Source organism: Bradyrhizobium sp. HKCCYLRH3097 (genome assembly GCF_051167875.1).
In the GTDB taxonomy this organism is placed as follows: Bacteria; Pseudomonadota; Alphaproteobacteria; order Rhizobiales; family Xanthobacteraceae; genus Bradyrhizobium.
Genome location: NZ_JBNPTX010000001.1, coordinates 883,368 through 908,270, shown reverse-complemented (window position 1 = coordinate 908,270; position 24,903 = coordinate 883,368). Strand labels below are relative to the sequence as shown.

At 65.2% G+C, this 24,903-nt stretch carries 16 protein-coding genes; 4 read left to right on the top strand and 12 right to left on the bottom strand.

Going from position 1 to position 24,903, the window contains the following annotated elements; genetic code table 11:
* Positions 1-10 precede the first annotated feature (10 nt).
* From ACQR0U_RS04070 to ACQR0U_RS04035, 8 genes are all read right to left on the bottom strand, one after another.
* A complete protein-coding gene (locus ACQR0U_RS04070) occupies positions 11-280 on the bottom strand; it encodes a GlsB/YeaQ/YmgE family stress response membrane protein (RefSeq protein WP_315713716.1) in 270 nt (89 codons plus the stop codon).
* Positions 281-404: 124 nt separating this feature from the next.
* On the bottom strand, positions 405-1,388 hold the full coding sequence (locus ACQR0U_RS04065; RefSeq protein ID WP_315825920.1) for an ABC transporter ATP-binding protein: 984 nt from the start codon (positions 1,386-1,388) through the stop codon (positions 405-407).
* Positions 1,389-1,641: 253 nt separating this feature from the next.
* Positions 1,642-3,054, bottom strand: coding sequence for an amidase (locus ACQR0U_RS04060; RefSeq protein WP_434842647.1), 1,413 nt, complete (start codon positions 3,052-3,054; stop codon positions 1,642-1,644).
* A complete protein-coding gene (locus ACQR0U_RS04055; protein WP_009026147.1) occupies positions 3,051-3,248 on the bottom strand; it encodes a hypothetical protein in 198 nt (65 codons plus the stop codon). The genes ACQR0U_RS04060 and ACQR0U_RS04055 overlap by 4 nt, the downstream gene beginning before the upstream one ends.
* Positions 3,249-3,276: 28 nt before the next feature.
* The gene (locus ACQR0U_RS04050; RefSeq protein ID WP_434842646.1) at positions 3,277-4,326 is read right to left on the bottom strand and encodes an ABC transporter ATP-binding protein; all 1,050 of its coding nucleotides are present in this window, start codon (positions 4,324-4,326) and stop codon (positions 3,277-3,279) included.
* Between the two features lie 5 nt (positions 4,327-4,331).
* Positions 4,332-5,234 (bottom strand): ABC transporter permease, encoded by a 903-nt coding sequence (locus ACQR0U_RS04045; protein ID WP_434842645.1) that lies wholly within the window; start codon positions 5,232-5,234, stop codon positions 4,332-4,334.
* A gap of 2 nt (positions 5,235-5,236) precedes the next feature.
* The gene (locus ACQR0U_RS04040; protein WP_315713711.1) at positions 5,237-6,190 is read right to left on the bottom strand and encodes an ABC transporter permease; all 954 of its coding nucleotides are present in this window, start codon (positions 6,188-6,190) and stop codon (positions 5,237-5,239) included.
* A 230-nt stretch (positions 6,191-6,420) separates the two neighbouring features.
* Positions 6,421-8,067 (bottom strand): ABC transporter substrate-binding protein, encoded by a 1,647-nt coding sequence (locus tag ACQR0U_RS04035; RefSeq protein ID WP_409977920.1) that lies wholly within the window; start codon positions 8,065-8,067, stop codon positions 6,421-6,423.
* A 218-nt stretch (positions 8,068-8,285) separates the two neighbouring features.
* Here ACQR0U_RS04035 and ACQR0U_RS04030 point away from each other — a divergent pair, with 218 nt between their 5' ends.
* Positions 8,286-9,881: an ABC transporter substrate-binding protein gene (locus ACQR0U_RS04030; protein ID WP_315713710.1), complete on the top strand. Its 1,596-nt coding sequence runs from the start codon at positions 8,286-8,288 to the stop codon at positions 9,879-9,881.
* An 85-nt stretch (positions 9,882-9,966) separates the two neighbouring features.
* On the opposite strand, the gene ACQR0U_RS04025 is transcribed toward ACQR0U_RS04030, so the two are convergent.
* The 3 genes from ACQR0U_RS04025 to ACQR0U_RS04015 all read right to left on the bottom strand — a co-directional run bounded on the left by ACQR0U_RS04025 (position 9,967) and on the right by ACQR0U_RS04015 (position 20,151).
* The gene (locus tag ACQR0U_RS04025) at positions 9,967-10,998 is read right to left on the bottom strand and encodes a hypothetical protein (protein ID WP_316172706.1); all 1,032 of its coding nucleotides are present in this window, start codon (positions 10,996-10,998) and stop codon (positions 9,967-9,969) included.
* Between the two features lie 519 nt (positions 10,999-11,517).
* A complete protein-coding gene (locus ACQR0U_RS04020) occupies positions 11,518-13,743 on the bottom strand; it encodes a CHASE2 domain-containing protein (RefSeq protein WP_434842644.1) in 2,226 nt (741 codons plus the stop codon).
* Between the two features lie 108 nt (positions 13,744-13,851).
* Positions 13,852-20,151, bottom strand: a complete 6,300-nt coding sequence (locus ACQR0U_RS04015) for an Npun_F0296 family exosortase-dependent surface protein (protein WP_434872085.1) — start codon at positions 20,149-20,151, stop codon at positions 13,852-13,854.
* A 606-nt stretch (positions 20,152-20,757) separates the two neighbouring features.
* Here ACQR0U_RS04015 and ACQR0U_RS04010 point away from each other — a divergent pair.
* From ACQR0U_RS04010 to ACQR0U_RS04000, 3 genes are all read left to right on the top strand, one after another.
* Entirely contained in the window at positions 20,758-21,519 is a 762-nt protein-coding gene (locus tag ACQR0U_RS04010) for a transglutaminase-like cysteine peptidase (protein WP_434872084.1), read from the top strand.
* 196 nt (positions 21,520-21,715) lie between these two features.
* Positions 21,716-22,465: an ABC transporter ATP-binding protein gene (locus ACQR0U_RS04005; protein WP_315825910.1), complete on the top strand. Its 750-nt coding sequence runs from the start codon at positions 21,716-21,718 to the stop codon at positions 22,463-22,465.
* Positions 22,462-23,988 (top strand): permease, encoded by a 1,527-nt coding sequence (locus tag ACQR0U_RS04000; RefSeq protein WP_315825909.1) that lies wholly within the window; start codon positions 22,462-22,464, stop codon positions 23,986-23,988. Before ACQR0U_RS04005 ends, ACQR0U_RS04000 begins: the two co-directional genes overlap by 4 nt.
* A 5-nt stretch (positions 23,989-23,993) precedes the next feature.
* Here the strand turns inward: ACQR0U_RS04000 and ACQR0U_RS03995 are convergent, their stop codons facing one another.
* Positions 23,994-24,899: an alpha/beta fold hydrolase gene (locus ACQR0U_RS03995; RefSeq protein WP_315825908.1), complete on the bottom strand. Its 906-nt coding sequence runs from the start codon at positions 24,897-24,899 to the stop codon at positions 23,994-23,996.
* Positions 24,900-24,903 lie beyond the last annotated feature (4 nt).

The window sequence follows — 24,903 nt, the reverse complement described above, 5'->3', positions numbered from 1 at the left end:
ATCGCAAGTCCTAGAGCCGCCCGCCGGTCCGCACCAGCCGCACCACCAGCAGGAGAATGATGGCGCCGAGCGCGGAATAGACGATTTCCGACACGAGGCCGGTGCCGATCCGGACGCCAAGCCGCGGGAAGATCAGGCTTGCGACCAAGGCGCCGAGCACGCCGATCACGATGTCGCCGACCAGCCCGAAGCCGGTGCCGCGGACGATCTTGCCGGCCAGCCAGCCTGCAACCAGGCCAACGAACAGAATGACCAGGATACCTTCGTTCGATACGTGCATGGCGTGTCCTCATCCAGCGCGGACGATCGGTCCCACGCGTGGCAGCACCTTAGCGAGGCCGTTGCGACGCTTCGACACGCGATGGACGGTTTCGGCCGGTGAGGAGCGCGTTTCGGGCGAACCGTTACGTTGCCGCCACACTTGCCGGCGCCTCGGCCAGGACGCAGCGCGCCAGCCGCTGTGGTCCGAGCGCAATGTTCGGCGGCATCGCCTCCGAGCAGCGCGGCTGCGCCAGGCCGCAGCGCGGTGCGAACGAGCAGCTCCGCGGCGCCCGGTCGAGCGAGGGTGGCGTGCCCGGAATGGTCTGCAGCCGCTCGCCGCGCCTGGCACCATGGATCGTCGAAGCCAGCAGGCCGCGCGCATAGGGGTGCACGGGTTGGCGCACGATCTCGCGCAAGCTGCCCTGCTCCACGATCTCTCCGGCATACATCACGGCGAGGCGGTCGCAGATCTCGATCGCGACGCCGATGTCGTGGGTGACGAAGATGACGGACATGCCGAACTCGCGCTGCAGTTCGCGCAACAGCAGCAGGATCTGGATCTGGACGGTGGCGTCGAGTGCGGTGGTCGGCTCGTCGGCCAGCAGCACTTTCGGCCGGCACGCCAGCGCCAGCGCGATCATCGCGCGCTGGCGCATGCCGCCGGACATCTCGTGCGGATAGGACTCCAGGCGACGCTTCGCCGAGGGAATCCTGACGACGTCGAGCATCTCCAGCGCCCGCGCCTGTGCTTCCGCAAAACTCCTGCCCTCGTGCCGCATCACGGTCTCGGCGATCTGCCGGCCGATGGTGTAGACCGGATCGAGCGCCAGCCCCGGCTCCTGGAAGATCATCGACACGGAGCGGCCGCGAAACCGCGACAGCTCCTCGTCGTTCATCGCCAGCACGTCGCGGCCCAGCACCTTGACACTGCCGGAGATCTGCGTCCGCTTGTTCGGCAACAGCCGCATCAGCGCCCGCATGGTCACGCTTTTGCCCGAGCCGGACTCGCCGAGCAGGCCGAGCACCTCGCCATCGCCGAGCGACAGGCTGACATCGTTCACCGCATGCACGGTGCGCTCGCCGGTGAAGCGGATGGTGAGATTGTCGATCTCGACGAGGTTGGTCATGGGAGGCTATCTCACCTTGCCGTCAGGAACACCGTGGCCAGTTGCGAAGTGAGCTGCGCCCCTCCCCTGGAGGGGGAGGGTCGGCTCGCATGAAGCGCAGCGGAATGCGAGACGGGGTGGGGTGACAGCCCCTCCATGGACTCGCTTCCAAGGGGAGAGACCGTCACCCCACCCCGATTGCGCATGAGATGCGCAATCGACCCTCCCCCTCCAGGGGAGGGTGAGACCATCGAGCGGGATACACAGGTCTCCCTCATGGCAGCGTCGGCACCCTGGCGTGGAAATCAGTCGCGCGCTGGAAGGCGGCGCCGATGGTCAGAATCGTAGCCTCATCGAAGGAGCGGCCGATCAGTTGCATGCCGACAGGAAGCCCCGTCGACGTGAAGCCGGTCGGGATCGCCAGCGATGGCAGGCCGAGATAGTTGACCGGCCGCGTGAAGCGGGTGATGCGCTGGATCACGGCTTCCGCGCCCGGCGCGCCGCCGACATCGCTCTCGGCGATCGAGGGCGTCACCAGCGGCGACACCGGCGCGATCACGGCATCGACGCCAGAGGTGGCCGCGACATGCGCCGCCAGCGCCGCACCGCGCCAACGCAGCGCTTCGAGATAGGCGACGCCGGAGACGGCCAGAGCGTTCTGCAGCCGCATCAGCACCTGCGGGCCATAGTCCTGCGGACGCTCGATCATCCAGCGCTTGTGGAAGGCGGCCGCCTCGACCGCTAGCACGAGCTGGCAGGCTGCGGTGAGCTGGCGCTGATCCGGCAGCTCGACCTGAACCACATCGGCGCCCTCGGTCTTCAGCACCGCGATCGCCGCATCGAGACAGCGCGCAACCTCAGGATCGAGGTCGTCGACATAGAACGCCTTGGGCACGCCGATCCTGAGACCCTTGATCGAGGCCTGGGTGGCGGCGACATAGTCCGGCACGGGCGCCGCGCTGGCGGTGGGATCCTCGGGATCGGGACCAGCCATCAGCCCAAGGATCAGCGCACAATCCTCCGCGGTCTGCGCCAGCGGCCCGACCGTGTCGAGCGACTGCGACAGCGGCATCGCACCGGCGCGGCTGACGCGGCCCCAGGTCACCTTCAGGCCGGTGACGCCGCAGAAATTCGCGGGCATGCGGATCGAGCCGCCGGTATCGGAGCCGAGTGCCGCGAAGGTCAGGCGCGCGCCGACCGCCGAGCCGGAGCCGGACGACGAGCCACCGGTGACGTAGCCGAGCTTCCAGGGATTGTGCACCGGACCGTAATGCGCGTTGTGTCCCGTCGGGCCATAGGCGAATTCGGCCATCTGCAGGGTGCCGAGCCGGATCGAACCGGCATCCTTCAGCCGCTGCAGCGCGGTCGAGGTCGTCGTTGCGACGAAGTCGCGCCGAATCAGCGAGCCGCAGGTCGAGATGTGGCCGGCCTCGTAATACATGTCCTTGTGCGCAAGCGGAACGCCGTGCAGCGGGCCCTTGGGGCCGTCCTTGGCGAGCGCTGCATCGGCTTCGGCGGCGGCCTTCAGCGCCGGCTCGGATTCGATCGCCATGAAGGCGTTCAGCTTCGGCTGCCACTGCGCGATGCGATGCAGGCAGGAGCGCGTCACCTCGACCGAAGAGAGCTTCCTGTCCGCAATCGCCTTCGCGACGTCGGTCAGGGTCATCAAGGCAGGTTCGGTGCTCATCGGCCCACCTTCAGCGTCTGCGCCAGGACGTAGCTCGCCGGCTCCAGGTCGAATGGGAGTGTACCGGCAACCGCGGCGAAGTTGTCGAAGGCCGGTCCGATCGAGTCGGCGATGCGGGTGGCAACCTCCTTGTCGACCGGCAGGCCGGAGGCCTCCGCGATGGCACTGACTTGCTGGGGCGTGGGTCTGGTCATTCCGCTTCTCACTGCTGGTGTCTGCCCGTCAGGCGGCCGGCGCCCGGCTGTGTCCCGAGCCTGGGATCGCCATGTGGCAGGCGGCCTGATGGCCCATTGTATCCAGCTCCGTCAATCTTGGCGCGACATTCGCGCATGGCGCCTCGGCAAATGGACAGCGGGTGTGGAAGCGGCAGCCGGCGGGCGGATCGATCGGGTTGGGTGGATCCCCAGACAGCGGCGGCTCCTCCGTGCGCCTGTCGGGATCGGAGGACGGCATCGCCGCCAGCAGCGCCCGTGTATAGGGATGCGCCGGCCTGGCCCAGACCTCCTCGACCGGACCGAGCTCGACGACCTCGCCGAGATACATCACCAGCACGCGGTCGGAGATGTAGTTGATGACGTTGAGGTCGTGGCTGATGAATAGATACGTCAGGCCGAACTCGCGCTTCAGGTCCATCAGCAGGTTCAGCACCTGCGCCTCGACCGACTTGTCGAGTGCCGACACCGCCTCGTCGAGGATCACCAGCCGCGGCGACAGCGCGAGCGCGCGGGCGATGTTGACGCGCTGGCGCTGGCCACCGGAGATCTCGTGCGGATAACGGTTGGCGAAGGTTTCGGGCCTCAGGCCGACCTTGCCGAGCAGCTCGCGCGCCAGCGCACGCGCCGCAGTGTCGGTCATGCCGTGCACCTTCGGCCCGAATGCAATCGACTCCTCGATCGTCAGCCGCGGATTGAGCGAGGCATAGGAGTCCTGGAACACCATCTGCATGCCGCGCCTGAGCTCGCGCAACGACATCTCGTGGCCGACCTGCCGGCCGTCGAAGATGATCTCGCCGGCATCGCGGTCCATCAGATGCATCAGGAGCCGCGCCGTGGTGGACTTGCCGCAGCCGGACTCGCCGACGATGCCGACCGTCTCGCCCTTGCCGATGACGAACGAGACGTCGTCGACGGCGCGCACCGTCTTGCGCACACCGAACAGGCCGCCACGGACCGGGAAGTGTTTCGTCAGGCCATCGACCCGCAGCAGCGGCTGCGCCTTGCCGCCGAGGTCCTCGATCGGCTGCAGTCCGGTGACTTCCGATGCTTCATTCATGCCTCTCAGCTCCGGATGTCCATCGCGCTACGCAGGCCGTCGCTGAGCAGGTTGAAGCAGATGGAGACAGCGAAGATCATCACGCCCGGCAGCGCCGCCACCCAGGGATTGACGTAGATCGCCGTACGCAAGGTGTTCAGCATCAAGCCCCATTCCGGCTCCGGCGGCTTGGTGCCGAGACCAAGGAACGAAAGACCGGCCGCGAGGATCATCGATACCGAGATCAGGCCGGTGGCGTAGACGAAGATCGGCCCCAGCACGTTGCCGAGCATGTGCGCGCGCATGATCGTGAACGCGTTCGCGCCCGAGGCGCGCGCGGCCTCGACGAAATCGCGATTGCGCACACCCGTGGTGACGCTCTCGGCGACGCGGGTGATCTGCGGCACGAACACGATGGTCAGCGACACGATGGAGTTGGTGATCCCGGCGCCGAGCGCGCCCGAGATCGCGATCGCCAGCAGCACCGAGGGGAAGGCGTAGAACACGTCGATGGTGCGCATGATCGCGGTGTTGACCCAGCCGCCGACATAGCCGGCGACGAGGCCGAGCATCGTGCCGATGCCGAAGGCGAGAATGACCGGCGAGATGCCGATCAGCAGCGACAGCCGGCCGCCATAGATCAGCCGCGCCAGCATGTCGCGTCCCAGCTCGTCGGTGCCGAGCGGATAGTTCGGCGTGCCGATGTGGCGCAGGCGCCGAATCATCGAGCCCTGATAGGGATCTGCGAGATGCAGATAGGGCGCGAGCAGCGCGGAGAGAAAGATCAGCAGCAGGATCGCGACGCAGACCATGCTGAGCTTGTCGCGGACGATCCGGCGACCGACGGTCGCCCAATAGCCGCGTGCGTTCGCGATCGGCGCGGCCTGCGGCGAGGCGTCGTTGAGGGCGCCGGGGGTACTGACGCTCATCGTTAGCCTCGCTTGATGCGCGGATCGATCGCGGCCTGCGCGATGTCGACCACGAGATTGAGGATGACGAAGAACATCGCCAGCACCAGGATCGTGCCCTGCAAGAGCGGCAGGTCACGCTGGAAGATCGCCGAGTTCAACAGCAGACCCGAGCCGGGCCACGAGAACACAGTCTCGATCAGGATCGATCCGCCCAGCATGTAGCCGAGCTGCAGGCCCATGACCGCCAGGGCGGTCGGCGCGGCATTCTTCAGCACGTGGCGGAACACCTGGGTTTCGCGCAGGCCCTTCGCGCGCAGCGCCTCGACGAAATCCTGGCTGAGGATGTCGCCGGTCAGCGCGCGCACGGTGCGCGTGATGATGCCCATCGGAATCACCGAGGTGGTGATCGCGGGCAGGACCAGGAAGCGGATATGGGCCCAGTCCCACGACCATGCGCCCGAGCCGGACGGACCGGCGCCAACCGCAGGCAGCCAGTTCAGCTCGACCGAGAAGATGATGACGAGCACCATGCCGAGCCAATAGTGCGGCAGCGATACGCCGGCGATCGCAATGGACGTCGCCACCTTGTCGATCCAGCTGTCGCGGAAATAGCCGGCGACGAGGCCGAAGAACAGGCCGAGCGAGAATCCGATGATGGCGGCTGCGATCGCCAGGGTCACGGTGTTGGAGACTGCGCGCAGCACCTCGGCGAGCACGGGACGGCCGGTGGCGATCGAGCTGCCGAGATCACCATTGACGGCGCGCCACAACCACAGCCCGAACTGCACCGGCAGCGGCTTGTCGAAGCCATAGGCCACGCGCAGCTGCTGTGCCAGCTCCTGCGACGCGTCGGCCGGCAGCACCGCAACGAGCGGATCACCCGGCGTGATGTGAACGAGCATGAAGCAGACGAGCGCGACGCCGATGATGATCGGGATCGCATAGACCATCCGCCTGGCAGCATAAGAGAGCACGAGTCACCTTCATAAGCCTCTCCTCATCGGCGGAGAGTCGCGAGATACAAGCGGCACCAAGAAAGCTCCCCTCCCCCTTGCGGGGAGGGGTGGGGGGTGGGGGTCCACACAAAAACTGCCGCCGGAGTACCCCCCTCCCCACCCCTCCCCCACAAGGGGGGAGGGAGCGCAGCGGGGCAAGCGGCGAGATCAGCCTGCGAACGTGGACAAATACTCCACCACGCGAACGGCTACTCCACCGAGATCGGCGAGAAGTCGATGAACCAGCTCTTCGGCTGCACCACGCCCTTCACCTTCGGGCTCATCGCGCGCGGGCCGACGTCGTGCGCCACGTAGAGGAACGCCGCGTCATCGACCGACGCCGCATGCAGCTCCGCCAGCGCCTTGTCGCGCTCGGCCGGATCGAAAGTCTGGCGCGCCTTCTTCACCAGCTCATCGAACTTCGGGTTGTTGATGAAACCCCAGTTGTTGGAGACCGGCGGCGCCATCGAGGACTGCAGGAAGCGCACCAGCGCAAAGAAGGGGTCCATCGCCGCGTAGGTGACGTTGGTGGCGTTGGCGCCGTTGGCGGACGGATCCTTGGCGCCGCGACGCCAGTTGGTGAACAGCGTGTTCCACTCGATGACGTCGAGCTTGACGTCGAAATAGCACTCGGCCAGTGCCTGCTGCAGATATTCGTTCATCGGCAGCGGCTGCATCTGGCCCGAGCCCGACGCCGACGTCTGCGTCTTGACCTCGAGCTTCTTGTTCGGGCCGTAGCCGGCCTCCTGCATCAGCTTCTGCGCGGCCGCCTTGTCGTACTTGATCTCGAAGGTGACGTTGCCGCGCCAGGGATGGCCCTTCTCGAAGGTTCCGGTCGCCGGCACCATCAGTCCGGCAAGCAGGCCGTCGCGCAGGCCCTCGCGATCGATGCAGAGGTTGGCAGCCTTGCGAACGCGGATGTCGTTCCACGGCGAGCCTTCGACGCGCGAGAACTGCCAGGGCCAGACATGCGGCTGCTCGTTGGCGTAGAGCTTGAAGCCGCGCTGCTTGATCTCCGGCAGCGCATCCGGCGCCGGCGCCTCGACCCAGTCGACCTGTCCGGACAGCAGCGCCGCGGTGCGCGCGTTCGCCTCGGGCATCGGCAGCAGGATCATCTTGTCGGCCTTGGGCACACGCGCCTTGTCCCAATAGGCATCGTTCTTGACCAGCTCCAGCCGCTCGCGCGGCGTGAACTTCGCCATCTTCCACGGACCGGTGCCCGAGGCATCCTTGGCGAAGGCGGCCCAGGCGGCTTGCGACTTCGCCTTGTCGTCGGCGCCGGTCGCGGACTCATAGAGTTTCTGCCACTTCGTCGGGCTCGCCATGAACAGATTGGTGAGGTTGATCGGCAGGAAGCTGTCCGGCTCCTTCGTCGTCAGTTCGACGGTGAGATCGTCGATCTTGCGCGCCGATGCCAGCGTCGGCATGCGCGAGGCGGTGACGCCGACCTGGCTCGGATCGAACTGCGGCGCGTCCTGCTTCAGCACCTTCTCGACGTTCCACACCACGGCGTCGGCATTGAACGGCGCGCCGTCATGGAAGGTGACGCCGGGACGCAGCTTGAACGTCCACTTGGTCTTGTCGGCATCGTCGACCTTCCACTCGGTGGCGAGGCCGGGAATGACGACGCTCGGCTTGTCCGCCGACGACAGGTCCCACATCGTCAGCGCGTCGTACATCGTGAGGCCGGTGAAGCGGTTGCCCTCGAAGCCCTGATCGGGCTGGCCGAGCGTGCGCGGAATGTCTGCGGCAGTCATGCCGATGCGCAATACGGTTTCCGCGCCCGCCTGCGCCGGCAGCACGAGGATGGCAGCGCTGGTCATCATGGCGGCCGCAACGGCCACGCGCGTCGTCATTGAGGTCGCAATACGCAAAAGCACGATCAAGGTCTCCGATCCGCTGGCTAAATTCTGGGCAGCATTATGCAACGCCTATGCCAGCGGTGCTCCCGATCTCGTGCCTGCGACGCGAGGTCACAACCGTTTGTGCTCGAACGATCCGGTCAGAGGCTTGGCACCCCGATTGCAGGTCTTGCGCGTCGAATTTGATCCGGTTTCAACGGAGCTTCATCTTCATGCGTATCCGATTCTCATTACTCGCCACTGCGCTCGCGCTCAGTCTTTCCGCGGTCGCGGCGCGGGCCGAAACGGTTCTGCGCTACGGCATCTCGATGGCGGACATTCCGCTGACGACGGGCCAGCCCGATCGCGGCGCCGGCGCCTATCAGTTTACCGGCTACACGATCTATGATCCGCTGGTGGCCTGGGACATGAGCATCGCCGACAGACCGGGCAAGCTCATTCCCGGCCTCGCCACCGAATGGAAGATCGACGAGGCCGACAAGACCAAATGGCGCTTCACCCTGCGCAAGGGGGTCAAGTTCCACGATGGCAGCGACTTCAATGCCGATGCGGTGATCTGGAATCTGGACAAGGTGCTCAACGATAAGGCACCGCAGTTCGACAAGCGGCAGAGCGCGCAGGTCAAAACACGCCTTCCCTCAGTCGCGAGCTACGCCAAGATCGACGACTCCACGATCGAGATCACCACCAAGACGGTCGACTCCTTCTTCCCCTATCAGATGCTGTGGTTCCTGATTTCGAGCCCGGCGCAGTACGAGAAGCTCGGCAAGGATTGGGACAAGTTCGCCAGTCAGCCCTCCGGCACGGGACCATTCAAGCTGACCAGACTGGTGCCGCGCGAGCTCGCGGAGCTCACCAAGAATTCCGAATATTGGAACAAGGACCGGCTGCCGAAGACGGACAAGCTCGTGCTCGTGCCGATGCCGGAAGCGCTGACCCGCACCAACGCGCTGCTCGCCGGCCAGGTCGATCTGATCGAGACGCCGGCGCCGGACGCCGTGCCGCAGCTCAAGGCGGCCGGCATGAAGCTCGTCGACAACGTCACACCGCATGTCTGGAACTATCATCTCAGCGTGCTGCCGGGCTCGCCCTGGACCGACATCCGCCTGCGCAAGGCGCTCAATCTCGCGATCAATCGCGACGAAGTGGTCGGGCTGATGAACGGCCTCGCCAAGCCCGCCAAGGGCCAGGTCGACCCGTCGAGCCCGTGGTTCGGCAAGCCGAGCTTCGAGCTGAAATACGATCTCGCCACCGCCAAGAAGCTGGTCGAGGAAGCCGGCTATTCGCCAGCCAAGCCGCTGAAGACGACCTTCATCATCGCGCAGGGCGGCACCGGCCAGATGCTGTCGCTGCCGATGAACGAATATCTGCAGCAGAGCTTCAAGGAGATCGGCATCGACATCGACTTCAAGGTCGTCGAGTTGGAGACGCTGTACACGCATTGGCGCAAGGGCGCCGCCGACGAGATGAACGCCGGCATCACCGCCAACAACATCGCCTATGTCACATCGGACCCGCTCTACGCGATCGTCCGCTTCTTCGCCTCCGACCAGATCGCGCCCGTTGGCGTCAACTGGGGCGGCTACAAGAATCCCAAGGTCGATGCGCTGATTGCTGAAGCCAAGCAGACGTTCGATCCGGCCAAGCAGGACGAGTTGATCGCGCAGGCGCATGCGGCTGTGGTCGACGATGCGGTGCTGGTCTGGGTCGTGCACGACACCAACCCGCACGCGCTATCGCCGAAGGTCAAGAAGTTCGTGCAGGCGCAACACTGGTTCCAGGACCTGACGACGATCGGGGCGGAATAACTGACCGGGCCGGCTGCCGTCGCGCTCGCAAAGAAAGAAGCCCGGCGTTTTGCCGGGCTTCCTCTTCAGCACGATAGCCAGTATTTCATTTCCCGAAGGCGCCCGAGTCAAACTTGTAGGAGGCCTGGAGAAAGCCGCCGTACCGCTCGTAGCTGAAGGTCGTGGGCGACCCCGGGACTCCAGGAAATTGGGTGGTCCCACTGGTCGTCCGGGCGTACCAATAGCGGCCACCGACGCCGACGCTGAAATTTCTCGTCACGTCGTATGACACAATGCCCTCGAGCTGGTAGCCCCAGCCATTTCCAGATTGCGGAAGCGGATTGATGTCGGGCCGCAGCCAGTGATTGTCGAATCCGCTCAGCCGGACATAGGGCAGAACGGCGCCATCGAGGGTGACGTTCCAGTTCTGGGCGAGCTTGAAGACACCGTTCAACCCCACGCGGAGCGAATCCCAGTTCTCGGTCTTGCTGAGCACCAGCACGCCCCCCGCAACAGGATCGAGACCACAGATAAACGGATTGGTCGCGACCTGGGTACATCCGTATGCGTTCACGGTTTCGTAGAAATGATTGTAGCCGACGAAGCCGCCGACCTTGAACGCCGTCCCCCTCCAGAAATTGTAGCCGGCGTCGATCGTGCCGTACCAAAGCCTGCCGCTGTTCACGCTGCTGTCCGTATTCGAGTACGGAATGACGGCCGGCGGGAAGTCTTCGTCGTTGAGCCTGCCGCTGAAGATGTTGCCACCGCCCGCAAAGCCCTTGGCGAAGAAACCCAGACTGTGATCGGCCCTGGCGAACCCCTCGCCGGCATGGCTGTTGAGATTCTTGTAGGTCAGCAGAGAATTGGTTTGGCCAGCGACGAAAGGATCGCCCAACGTGTAGCGGGTGCGGCCCGAACTGTAGAAATAGCGGGCGCCGACCTCGAACTCCCACAGCGAGACCGGCGGAGGCGGCGCCTTGACCGGGAGATCCGCGGCCGACACCGCGCCGGCCCCGAGCACACAAGCCACAGCAGCAATGAGGCTGCCCGCAACTGGTAGAGTGAAACGCTTGATCGCACCCCGTGCCGGCCTGCCCTGCGTCAAACCGGCCGCACTCCCGTCCTCAGAAGACTGCATCGATGCCCCCCATCTGCAGCACTTTCTATCTTGAGTAGAAACATGCTACAAGCACGCGCAGTTTCGTGCAATCGGCGTCACATGACACAAGTTGCTTCTTATCCCGCTGTTGCAACCTCGCAACAAACGCGATGCGCTCGACGCCTGCTCGATTGCGCTATCCTTGTACCCGTCCCGCAGACTGGAGCGCGCTATCGTTCGGTCAAGCTCGTCATCCTGTCGCTCGCATTCATCGGCAAGCTCGCGGCGGTGGACGCCCAGACATCATCCAATGGGCCTGGAACCCCCTTCATCCCATCGTCATCGAAGCACGATGCGGGCAAGCTGCCGCGTGCCAAGCGAAGCCTCCCGCCACGGCACTCCACCCGCCCCGTCCCCGGCACGGAAGAGCGCAGCAAGCGTTGCCCGCCCTATTCGGCTTATGTGGTCTGCAAATGATGAGCATACTCATCGCGCGGGCACCGGACCTTGCCAACGAGGCCGCCGCGACATGATGCGACCTCGGGAACGGAGCACCGGCTACTTCGTCAGCAGTGCGTACGCCCCGTTCCAATCCTCGGGCGGCGGATTGACCTGGTAGTTGCGGATGCGTGCGTCGTAGAGATCATAAAGCTTGGCCAAGTCTTGTCCCTGGTCGCTCTTGCGGCCGCGCTCGATCGCGGCCAGCGCCCCTTCCCAATCGCGGCTGCGATAGCTCGCCAGCATCTCGATGGTGAGGTTGCGGAGCAACTGGAAGCGCTCGGAAAACATCACGTCCTCGCGGCCGGCGATGGCGTAGATCACCTCCGGCTCGGTCTTACCCTTGACCATGATGAAGTCGAGCTCGAGAATCGCGAGCCGGTCCTTCACGGCCATCGCAGTCGCCGAGCCGACGATGATCGGAAAGCCGTACTCCTTGGTCTGGCCCTCCAGGCGCGACGCGAGGTTGACGCTGTCGCCAAGCGCCGAATAGTTGAACTTCAGGTCGGAGCCCATGTTGCCGACCACGCCGATGCCGGTGTTGAGGCCGATGCCGACCTTGAGCGGAATGTAGACGTGGCCGCCATGCTCGGCCTCCTGCTCGCGTTCGCCGTTCACCTGATCGATCCGCTCGAGCATGTCGAGCGCCGCCTCGCAGGCATTGATCTGATGATCCTTGTCGGCGAGCGGCGCGTTCCAGAACGCCATGATGGCGTCGCCCATGTATTTGTCGACATAGCCCTTGCGGGCGATGATGGCGTTGGTCAGCGGCGTGAGGAAGCGGTTCATCAGCTGCGTCAAGCCCTGCGGATCGTGCTTGTAGCTCTCCGAGATCGTGGTGAAGCCGCGCACGTCCGAGAACATCACCGTGATCTCGCGCTCCTCGCCGCCCAGCGTCGGCGGCGATTGGGCAAGCTGCTCGACCAGCACCGGCGACAGATATTGCCCGAACACCGAGCGCATCTGCCGGCGCTGATTCTGCTCGCGGACGAAATTGGCGAAGATCAGCGTCAGATAGATCGCCGTCGTCGACAGCATCGGATAGGTGAAGTCGATCAGGAGCCGGTGCTGGGTGTAGAAGTACCAAGACAGGCCAAGCAGCGCGCTCGCGAACACCGCTCCCACGATCACCAGCGTAATGGCGCCGAGCTGCGGAGCGAAGACGATGACGAGCAGCCCTAGCAGGAGCGCGCCAAAGAACTCGACCACGACGCCCCAATAAGGCCGCGCCAGGATCGACCCGGTGAGCACCGACTCCAGCACCTGGGCGTGCACCTCGACGCCCGGCATCGCCGAATAGACAGGTGTTGTCTTGATGTCATTCAGGCCAATCGCGGATGGCCCGATCAGGATCAGCTTCCTCGCGATCTTCTCCGGTGGTACGCGGCCCTCGAGCACGTCGATGGCGGAGACATAGATGGATGGGTCATGATTGGCGTAATGGACCCAGATCTTGCCGTTGCCGTCAGTCGGAATGTGAACGCTGCCCAGCCCGATGCTGGTGATACCGCCTGGATCGGCCTTGACCAGAACAGTGCCGGACCCGGTCAGGACCCGCAGCATTTCGAAGCTCAGCGCCAGCATCTTGATGTCCTGGGCTCGCATGACCATGGGCACCCGGCGGACGATGCCGTCACGCTCCGGCTCGATCGTGAACAGGCCCCGGCCGGCCGCCGCATGCTCGATCAGCGGCACGTTGCGCAACAGCCCCGGGAACGGCTCCATGAAGGGGATGGGCTCCCCTACCATCGCAAATCCGGTCTCCGGCAGCGTCTTGTCGGGTTCGGCCCGCACGTCGCGGCTCGCCGTCTCGCCGAGGACGACGCGCGACCGGCGCAGGGAATCGGCGAGCACCTGATCGTTCGACGGCAGCGCCCTCAGCTTTTCGCGCGTCGCTTCGTCGAGGCTGGGAAAGGTCTCAGCTGCAATCGCGGGATTCAGCCGGTCCGGCTCGGCGAACACGACGTCGAAGGCGATGACAAGCGCGCCGAGCTGCGTCAGTTTGTCGACGATCTCGGCGATCCGCGTCCGCGGCCATGGCCACTGACCGAGCTTGGGGTCGGCGACACTCTTCTCGTCGATGTCGACGATGGTGACCGGGCGCATCGTCTTGACCCGGGGGCTGAACGCCTGGAAGTTGTCGAAGGCGCGGAGGCGTAGCTCCTGCATCGGCGCGGGATCGGCAGCGCGCAGCGCCGCGAAGGCGACCAGCAGCACCAGGCACATCAGGCGCGCAAAGCCGAACTTGCGTGCGAACCATCGAGGAACTGCTCTCAATCGCTTCATGCAGCATCCGATATCACGCCGAGGCGAGCGATCCGAGGCGTCTGATCGTCTCCAAAGAGCGCTCGGCTTGGCAACGCCGGCGCCCGCATCGCAGACGGACGTGCGGGCTCAGACGAGGTGGAAACCGTCGTGATGCGCCTTGAATTGATCCAACGTCACCCCCTTGAGCGTGAGCGTATCATGCACCGCATCGGTGATGACGGTGTCGTGGCCGCCATTGGCCGACTGCGCGGCAGCGACCACCGCTTCGACGCTGGCAAACAGCGAACGATCGAGCTCGACGATGTCCTTGTTGAGATCGAAATCGCCGATCGTGGCGCTGCCGAAATGCGGGTTGAAGACGAAGGTGTCGTTGCCGTCCTTGCCGAAGATCGTCACGCCGCCGCCGACATTGACGAAATTGTCGTTCTGGTCCGTGCCGTTGATCGTCGATGCGCCGTTGCCGGCCAACGTGACGGTCAGCGCCTTGGTCGCAGTTCCGCCTCGGCCGTCGCTGACGTCCGCCTGATAGGTCACGGTCAGCGTGTCACCGGGATTGAGAAAATCCAGGTTCACATCGGCCGGATGATATGTCCAGTGCAGCACCTCGGAGTCGCCATCGGATATCGCGCTGTCGAAGGTGATCGCGTGGGCGTCGGCCAGCGCCTGGACATGGGCGTTCGAAGGCAGGCTCGGCAAGCCATTGTATTTGATCACGCCGTTCTGGACCACCGAAGCGGTCAGCGTGTCGCCGACATCCCTGTCGAGCACCGTCAAGGTGCCGGACATGCCGCTCGTCAATTTCACCGGCTGATCGGCGATGAAGCCGGCCGAAACATTGTCGAGCTCGAACGCATTCTGGCTGCTGGCGAGCACCACCTTGTTGAACGGCGACAGGCCGAGAAACTCGACATAGCCGTTCGAGGCCAGCGACGCCTGCCCGCCATTGGCGAGCAGCGGCGCGACGTCGCTGCCCGTGTAGGACGCCACCAGCTTGTTGCCGTTGTAGAAGGAGATGCTGTTGTAGCTGTCGACCGAGCCCCAATACAGCCCGAAGCTGTTCTTGACGCTGTCGAAGGTGATGGTCTCCTGCGCGTGGCTGCCGACGCTGAGATAGTTGGTCTTGTCGGCGCCGTCGGCCATGTAGGGCGCCGCCGACACCGGGGAGGAGCCGTGCACGATTCCCGCATTGCCGCTGGCCGTGAAGGTTGCGTGCAGCGCCTCGCTGTAGAAGCTGCCGTGACCGCGCCCGTTGTCGGAGATCGAGCCCTCCGACACGCGATCGAACGTCTCGGTCGGCATGCCCTCGGCATTGGTCTTGGCGGTGCTCGCCAGCACGGTCGCCCGCTCGGCCAGGACGACGGTCTGCACGGTCGGATTGGTCTCGCCGGCAATGACGGGCGCGTCCTCGGCGCCATTGACCGTGATGGTCACGGGCACGTTCTGAACGCCGCCGTGGCCGTCGGCGATCTCGATTGTGTAGGTCAGCGTCACGTGCTGGCCGGCTCCGAGATAGTCGAACGCCTTGTCCTGGGCGGAGAAGGTCCAGGGTTGCGATGCGGTAGCGCCTCCCACGGAATCGGTGAGAGCTCCGAGCGACAGCCAGCTCTTGAGCAGCGATGTGTCCGAGGGAAGACCGCTGTGGGCGCCATCGACTTCGACGTTGATCACCTTGACCGCATGCGTGTCGGCGACGTCGGCATCGGTGAAGGTGATCGTGCCGTGCGCGGTGTCGAGATCGCTCGATTCCGACTTGCCGGAGTGCTCGGCGATTACAACGGCCTGCGCCACCGACTTGACCACCGGCAGGTCGTTTGTCCCGGTGATGGTGACGACGATGGTCGAGGCCGCGGTGCCGCCGCGATGGTCGTCGAGCGTCACGGTCGTGGTCACCGTGACGGTCTGGTCGTCGCCGAGGAAATCCAGCGAGCCATCGGCGATGGCATAGGTCCAATCGACAGAGCCGTTGTTGGTGTTGTCGCTTTGAACCAGATGCAGCGCCTGCGCGAGCGCAGAGACCTGGTCCGGCGTCAGTTGACCGGACAGATCGGTGTTGTCGGCCGCGGTCCACTTCACCGTCTGCGCATTGGTGAGGATGGCAGCCGTCGGGCGGTCCGTCAGATCGACATCGGTGAAGTGAATGGTGCCGCCGACGCTGCGCGGATCTGACGATCCGGTCGTGCTGGGCGTCTCAGTGATGGCGCCGGCCTGGTCGGGATCGGCGACCACCGGCACGTCATCCTTCGCCATGAGCGTGATCAGCGTTCCGCCATGGCCATCATCGCTCCCGGCAAAATGCGCATCGCTATAGTTGCCGACGAGCGTCAGATCGATGCGGTGGCCCTGGCCGTCAATGACGCTGAGCACGCCCGCTTCCGAATCGTAGGTCGCCGTCGTCGCCGCGCTCCACTTGATCGTCTGCAGGTCGATCTTGTCGCCGACGCCGAGGCCGGCGAGTTTGGCGGAGAAGCTGGCGTCGTCGATGACGATCTCGCTGCTTCCCTTGCTGCTGAAGTCGATCGTCTGTTCGATATGGCCGTCGATCTTCAGGATGGAGTCGGCATCGACCTTGATCTGGCCGGAGCCTTGGACATCGCCAGTGATCTCGAACGTACCGCCCGTGATCTCGATCGTGCCGTCGTTGTAGATCGTTCCACTGAGGCCGCTCGTGCCGCTCGCCGTGATCGTGCCATGGACATGCAGCTCACCATCGCCGCTCACCTTGGTGTCGGCGAGATCGAGGTAGGCGCCGAGATCGACGGTGAAGACGTGGAGATTCTCGACGTCTACCCCGCTCAGCGTCACGTGACCGGCGATCTCCAGCGTGCCCGCGATCTGGATCTTCAAGGTGCCGCCGGTGAGCGTCGTGCTCCCGTCGAGCACCAGCGTCGACGGGACCGGCGTCTCACCATCCTCATCGATGATGATCTGACCGTCCGTGTTATCGATGGTGACATTGTCGAACGTGGTCGCCGCCGCAGTCTCGACATGCACGATGCCGTGGTTGACGAGATCGCCGCCGGTGATCGTGCTGCTCTCGATCACTAGCAGCGCGCCGTCGTCCACCTGGACTGTGCCGGAATTGTCGACGGTGACACCGGCCAGGGTCGCGGTCTCGTCTGCAGCAACCTCGAGCGTCGAGCCGTCGCCGATCGTGATGTCGACATCGGTCAACGACGCGCCGCCCTGAACGGTCAGGATCGCCGTCATTTCCGCAAGCGGACCGGTCTCGCCGATCAGCAGCTCTCCGCCAGCGACGGCGCTGCCGTCGATCGTGCTGTCGCCGTCGACGGAGATCGTCCCATCGCTGGTGATAGCGCCGCCGGCGATGCTCGTGCCGCTCAGAGAGAGAGCACCAGCCAGCGCAATGGTGATCGCGGCGGCGTTCGCATTCGTGATCGTCTCGTCCTCGAACGCATTGCCGCTGCCGGACACGGCGATCGTGTCGAAATTGTCGAGCGTCCCGCCGATCAGCGCGGCGTGGCCGATCAGGGCCACCGCTCCGCCGGACTCGTTGATCAGCGTGCCGCCGCTGACGCGCGCCTGTGACAGGGTCAGCGTTCCGGCGTCTTCGACCGTGATCGTACCGTCGGTATTGTCGATGCTGGTGTCGTTGGCGAGCGCAAGCGCGCCACCCGCCTTGATGTCGATCAGGCCGACGTTCGTGACGATCTCGTTCGAGATGGCATTTCCGGCGCCAGACACATCGACCGCGCCGAAATTGGTCAGCTGGCCATTGCTGATGTCGGCTCCGCCTTTCAGGACGAGCAGACCGTTGGCCTGCGGCGGCGTTTGCCCGTCGTTCTCCAGCGTGCCAAAATTCTGAACGATCGGCATTCCCTGGATCAGGATGGTGCCGCCATCGATGCTGCCACCCTCCAGGGTCAGCGTCGCGCCCAGGTCGACCTGGATGAGGCCGGAGCTGTCCTCATCGGCGTTCGCAACGTCACCATGCACGGTCAGCGTACCGCCGGACAGCTCGATCGTTCCGGTGTTGAAGATGCCGGCGTTCGCCCCGAACACGCCGCCGCCAGCCAGCAGCACCGTGCCGGCATTGTGAAACTCGCTTTGCTCGAGGATCTGCGCGGAGCCGCCGACGGTGATCGTCGCACCCGAGAAGTTGTAGATGAGCGAGTCGGCCTTGGCCGTCAGCGCGCCGCTGATCGTCAGCGTGCCGTTATTGTCGAGCTCCGGAACGGCGCCGCCGCCGAAATCATTCAGCGTGACCGATTTGGCGTAGGCGTAGGCGTTGTCGTCGACCGTCACCGGAAAGGCCGGCGTCAGGCCGTGCAGCTGATCGGTGATGATGATGACGTCATCATCGGCGGTCGGAGCCAGACCGGTTGCCCAGTTCGCGCCGTCGCTCCACAGATGAACCTGCCCCCCGCTGCTCTCGCCAGGCTGCGTCGTGGCGATCCAGACCACCGCCGGATCGTCGGTGCCGGTGATCGTCACCGTGACCGTCTGCGTCGATGTCGCGCCTTGCGAGTCCGTCACGGTCACGGTGTAGGTGAGCGTCAGCGTCTGGCCTGCGGGAATGAAATCCGCGACATAGACCGGCAGGTTGGCGAAGCTCCAATTGATCTTGCCGGTGCCGCTTCCGGTGCTGTCGGAGGCCAGAGACGCAGTCAGGGCCTGTTCGAACAGCGCGAACGGGGCCGGCGGAATGCTGCCGCCGCCCTCCAAAACCGCGCTGGTCAGCTTCGCCGAGACGGTATGGCTGTCCGTGAGATCAACGTCCGTGAAGGTCAGCGTGCCTGAGGTCGGATCGTCCGATGTCAGCGGGCCGCCGGGCACGCTGGTGCCGCCCTCGAACGCGATGGTCTGGACGCTCGCGACGATCTCGGGCTTGTCGTTGGTCCCCGTCACGGTGATCGTGATCGGGACCAGAGCGAATTCGTTGGACGGCGCAAAGTTGTTGTCGACGCGGACGATGTAAGTCAGCGTCAGCGTTTCACCTGCCGCCAAAAAATCGAAATACTTGTCGGGAACGCTGTAGGTCAGCGTCGCCGTGCCGAAATTCTTGTTGTTCGGATCGGGCGTGACCGTGATCTTCACCGCGGTCGCCAGGACGTCCTGCAATTGTAGGGCATTCAACGAGGCCGTGACGTCGGCCTGCTGCGCGCTCTTATAGGCGTAGGAACTGAAACTGACGGACACCGTCGGCCGGTCGATGCCATTGACGTCGACGAAATTGACGCGACTGAGCACGGCGTCGAGATCGGCGCCGTTCCCGGTCTGACCGGCGCGCTCCATAATTCCGAAAGCCGTCGTCAGCCGGCCGCCGGTATCGAGAATCCTGACTTCCGGCGGACCCGGGATGTGCGACAGCTGCTCGCCGGTCTGGCCAGTCCCGGTCGTCGCGCCGGTGTCGTCGACCACGCGGATGATCGGCGTCGCGCTGGTGCCATTGGGCAAGGTCAGCGGCGTCAGCGTCTGCGGCACCCCGATGTCGGTGAAATGGGTCGTCGACTTCGGATTGCTGTTGTCGGTGAACTTCAGCGTGAAGACGTCATTGATGAGCTTCTGGATGTCCGGCGTGAGCGGGACAGCGCTCTGATTCACGATTCCGTTGCTGATCTGGATCTGCTGTCCGGCCTGATTCACCACAGCGATCGGCTGCAGCGTCGTCTTGTCGAACAGAACGTAGGAGCCGGTGTGGCCATCGGGCTCGACCAGCACCTGGAACTTGGCATCGGGCAGACTGCCCTGCCCCGGCACCGTGAAGTCGATCTCGACCAGCACGGCCGTGCCGCGAATGCCCATGGTCGCCACGGGCGTGTCGACCTTCATGTCGCCATGCTTGGCGGTCTCGCCGGCCACGAACGAGATCGTGCCGGCGACGAGGCTGATCAGCGAGGAATTGTTCGACCCGTTGGGGTCGTACACCATTTCATTCAGCACCATCCGCGCATTCGACGACAGGCCGAACACGGTGCCGTCGATGAAGGTGATGCCGAGCGTCGAATCCGAGCCGGACTGGACGACGTCGCCCTTCTCGACGTTGTCGCCGTTGTGAAGGAGGATCGAAACGCCGTTGCGGATGACCGTCGCGGTGCCCTGCAGCTTGGTCACATGGCCGATGACCTTGCTCACGCTCGCGGCCGCCCCGGCCTGGCTGACCTGCACCGCGCCGGAGAGCGCGTTGACGAGGTCGCCGTTTAGATGCGCGCCGTCCGGCGAGGCCAGCGGCGCGCGTTTCTCGCCCTTGAAATAGTCCGGCAGCACCATCTCGCGTCCGTCGGACGACAGGATCAGGTCGAGACCAGACCGCTTGAAATCGGCATTGAACAGAAAATGCGCGTCCGGAACGACGATCGCGTCGGTCGGCGCATGGGCATGCGGCGTCTCCAGCCGCACGTGACCGTGCGAAGAGGCGCCCCGGCCTTCGGAGAAAAGCGCGGCGTCAAAATTGCCAGCGTAATTCAAGGGGCCACCGACTATGGTTAATGAATACATAAGAATGAGTGTTCAAGGCGTGCATATCACTGGCAAGTGTCTGGCGGAACCACCTTCAGCTTGTGCTTCAGGTGGCCAAAAACGGCGGCTTCCGCGGGATCGCTACGATGTTGTCGAGTTTCTGCCCTCTTTAAAGCTGACCCCGGCCGAGACCTGCCAAGTCAAAATTCACGTCGCTTCAGAAAATCAAAGTAATTCCAAGTATTCATAGGCCATCCAATACCTTTGCCGACATCAACATCCGCACCGGCTTACCCCTGACAACGGATTTCAAGTGGAGGACTGCGGGTGGGAGAACAAGAATCGACGAATTGCATCAATTTGGCAGGAGCTGCGGATGGGTTCGAAGCACAACTTCACCGCGAACCCTCCAGACCTTCGCGACCATCGTTCAGCTTTCGCTAGGATTTGTCGCATCGGAGCAACACAACGTTCAGCGTAAATCCTGCGATTTGGTCGCCGGATTGCCGGTTTTAAGCAGAGGCCAAGCCTTCGCACCCATGCTGACCCCCAACAAGCATCCGGTTCCGTCAGGCGCTGCGTCGCGCCGGCCGAGATCCGGGCACGGGGCGTCACATGAATTTTCTCGCGCTGATGCGCGCATCGCTGGCGGTCGCGGCCGCCAGCGCCGCCATATGGATCGGCAGCCCAGCGGGCGCCGGTCCTGTCGCGCAGCCATTGGGGTTCGCAACCGCCATCGAGGATACGGCCGAGCCATTCGGCCTGCCGCGGGTCGGCCTGGAAGCAGGCCCGTTGCGCGACAAATGGTTGGCGCTCGCGCGCAAGCTCGAAGACGAGCGCGTGCAGCTTGCGCTGTGCGATGGCGACCGCGAGCGCTGCGTCTCCCCTGCCGCCCTCAGCCTGCTGGCGATCATCGATCAGGGCCGTCTCCGGGCGGGACGGGCAAGGCTCGGCGAGATCAATCGGGCGGTCAATCTGGCCATCCGGCCGGCCAGTGATCTCGCTCAATATGGCCAGGTGGACGTGTGGGCCCCCCCTCTCGCTACCTTCGAACGCCGTGCCGGCGATTGTGAGGACTACGCGATCGCCAAGCTCGTCGCGCTTCGGATGGCCGGCGTTGCCATCGACGATCTGCGGATCGTGATCCTGCACGATGTCGTCCGGGACGAGGATCACGCCGTCGCGGCGGCGCGCCTCGACGGGCATTGGCTGATGCTCGACAATCAGCGCATGGCGATGATCCAGGACAGCGATGCGCGGCAGGTGCGGCCGTTGTTCGTGATCGACGAGACCGGCATCTCCCGGTATCAGGCTTTGCCCCTGATGGCGGAGGTCCGGGCGCTGTCGCCTGAGGGGACGGCTTCCGTGAACTATTGACGATCGCGCATCGTTGCCGCGTGCCCACAACTTGAGACGTGGCCGGGAGTTCACGGGACGAGGACGGAAGGAATGCGGCCAGTGCGCCGACGGAACCGGCCGGCACCGAAGGACACGATGCGGCGGCTCGTTCACCGCGCCGCAACGAGTTGCATCCACATTGCAGACGCGAACCGAACGAGGCGATAGTGCCGTCATGACCCCAGGCAGCCCCGCCCTCGCCGTGCGAGGACTGACGAAATGTTTCGAGCGGCCGGCGGTCGATGCGCTCGACCTCGTGGTGCGCTCGGGTGAATTCTATGCACTGGTCGGCCCGAACGGCGCCGGCAAGACGACGACGCTGCGCATGGTCGCGGGCCTGCTGCGGCCGGATGCCGGGCGGATCGAGATCTTCGGCATCGATGCACTGCGCGACCCGATCGCCGCCAAGCAGGTGATGGCCTGGGTCTCCGACGAGCCCATGATCTACGACAAGCTCACGCCGCTCGAATATCTCGAGTTCGTCGCCGGACTGTGGGGCATCGATCCGGCGGCCTCGAGTAACGCGGCAACCGAACTTCTGGTCTCGCTCGGGCTGGAGCCGCATCTGCACGAGCGCTGCGAAGGCTTTTCCAAGGGCATGCGCCAGAAGGTCGCGCTCGCCGGCGCGCTGATCCACGACCCGCGGCTGATCATCCTGGACGAGCCGCTGACGGGCCTGGACGCGGTGTCGGCGCGGCACGTCAAGGGCCTGCTCGCCGAGCGCGTCCGCCGCGGCGGCACGGTGATCATGACCACGCACATTCTCGAAGTCGCCGAGCGCATGGCCGACCGGATCGGCGTGATCGCCGCCGGGCGCGTCGTCGCCGAAGGCACTCTGGCCGAGCTGCGCCAGCAGAACGGACGCACCGACACCAGCCTGGAGGAGTTGTTCATCGCACTGGTCGACGTCGAGTCCGCGGCATGACGCGGGCGGCGACGCTCGCCTGGTTCGCCCGTCACGAGCTCCGGCTCGCCTGGCGGGAATGGCTCGGCATGATCACGGCCGGCAGGCGCCGCCGCACGCGGGCCGCCATCATCGGTCTCGTGCTGTTCGGCGCCCTCATGCATCTGCCGGCCTGGGTCGTGGTCGGTCGCTACGCCGATCTCGAGCTGCCGCTCGACAAGACCGCGCTGATCGTCATCACCGCGACCATCATGCTGTCCTGGGCGCTGATGCTGTCGCAGGCGATCGAATCCGTCACACGCGTGTTCTACGCCCGTGCCGACCTCGATCTCATCATGTCGTCGCCGGTGCGGCTGGCCGAGATCTTCTCCGTCCGGATCGCGGCGATCGCGCTCTCCGTGACCAGCATGGCGCTGCTGCTCGCGACCCCCTTCGTCGACGTGCTGCTGATCGAGGGTGGCACGCGCTGGCTCGCGGCGTTCGTCGTGGTCGCGGCCGTCGGCCTGTCGGCGGCCGCGGTCGCCATTGCCATCACGATCGTCCTGTTCCGCCTCATTGGTCCGGCGCGAACGCGGCTGGTCGCCCAGATCCTGGCGGCCGTGATCGGCGCCGGCTTCGTCATCGTGCTGCAGATCGCGGCGATCGTGTCCTATGGCACGCTGTCGCGCTTCGCCATCCTCACCTCGGATGCCGCGGCCGCCATCGCGCCCGATCCCGACAGTCTTGTTTGGCTGCCGGCTCGAGCGGCGCTCGGCGACGGCCAGGCGCTGCTGATTCTGCTGGCAGCCGGACTGTTGTTGCTCGGCGTCGTCATGATGGTGTTCTCGCCGCGCTTCGCCGACACCGCGATCAGCGCCGCGGCCCAGGGCATCTCCAGCCGCGCCGGCGCACGCCTCAGGTCGTTTCGGGGCGGCTCGCGGCAGCAGTCGCTGCGGCGCAAGGAGTTCATGCTGCTGCGGCGCGATCCCTGGCTGATCTCGCAGACGCTGATGCAATTGCTCTATCTGGTGCCTCCGGCGCTGCTGCTGTGGCGCAGCTACTCCGACAGCTCGCAGGCGGTGTTCCTGATCACGCCGGTCGTCGTGATGGCGGCGGGCCAGCTCGCGGGCGGCCTCGCCTGGCTCACCATCTCCGGCGAGGACGCGCCCGAGCTGGTGGCGACGGCGCCGCTGCCGGCGACGCGCATCGTGCGCGCCAAGGTCGAGGTCGTGCTGATCACGATCGCGATGATCTTCGCTCCGCTCGTGCTTGCGCTCGGTTGGGTCGCACCGGCGCAGGCGGTGGTCACGGCCGTTGCCGTTCTGGTCGCGACCGTCTCCTCGACGGCCATCCAGCTCTGGTTCCGGATCCAGGCGCGTCGCAGCCAGTTTCGCCGCCGCCAGACCTCGTCGCGGCTGGCGACCTTTGCCGAGGCGTTCTCCTCGATCGGCTGGGCGGCGACCGCGGCGCTGGCGCTCGCGCTGCCCGAGGCCGCCATCGTCTGCGGCCTGATGACCGCGGGCCTGTTGCTCGCGGCCTGGAAGCTGAGCCCGGCGCGGACCTGAAGCGTTCAGCGCAGCAGCTCCGTCACGGCGGCGGCGAACGCCGCCGGCTCTTCCTGCGGCAAATTGTGGCCGGCCCGCGCGATCACGCGATGGCCGATCCGGTTGCTGAACTTCGCAGCATGCGCCTGGCCGTCCGTTGCCGGGATCACGCCGTCGGCGTCGCCATCGAGCGTGATCGTGGGCACGATGATGACGGGCAGGGTCGCCAATCGCCGCTCCAGCTCCTGATAGCGCGGATCCCCATCGGCCAGCCCGTAGCGATGCCGATAGCTGTGGATCACGACATCGACGTGATCGGGATTGTCGAACGCCTCCGCCGCGCGCGCGAAGGTCGCATCGTCGAAGCGCCAGTGCGGCGACCATTGCCGCCACAGCAGCCGTGCGATTTCGGCGCGGTGGGCGGCGAGCCCGGCGCGGCCGCGCTCGGTCTGGAAGTACCACTGATACCAGAACGCGAACTCGCGCGGCACCGGCGCCGGCTCCAATGCCCGCGCGATGTCCTGGATCAGATAGCCGTTCACGGAGACCAGGCCCGCGCAGCGCTCGGGCCACAGCGCCGCGCCGACGCAGGCGGCCCTGCCACCCCAATCATAGCCGGCGAACACGGCGCGCGGGATCGCCAGCGCATCCATCAGCGCGACCAGATCGGCGCCGACCGCGGCCTGCTGGCCCGAGCGCGGCGTCGATGCGTCGCGGAAACGGGTGGGTCCATAGCCGCGCAGATAGGGCACGATGACGCGGCAGCCCTGCGCGGCGAGACGCGGCGCGACCTCGACATAGGAGTGGATATCGTAGGGATAGCCGTGCAGCAGGATGACGACGGGGCCATCGGCCGGACCGCTCTCGACATAGGCAATGCGGAGCACGCCTGCGTCGATCTCCCGCAACGGCTGCAACACCCGATCCGTCATGCCA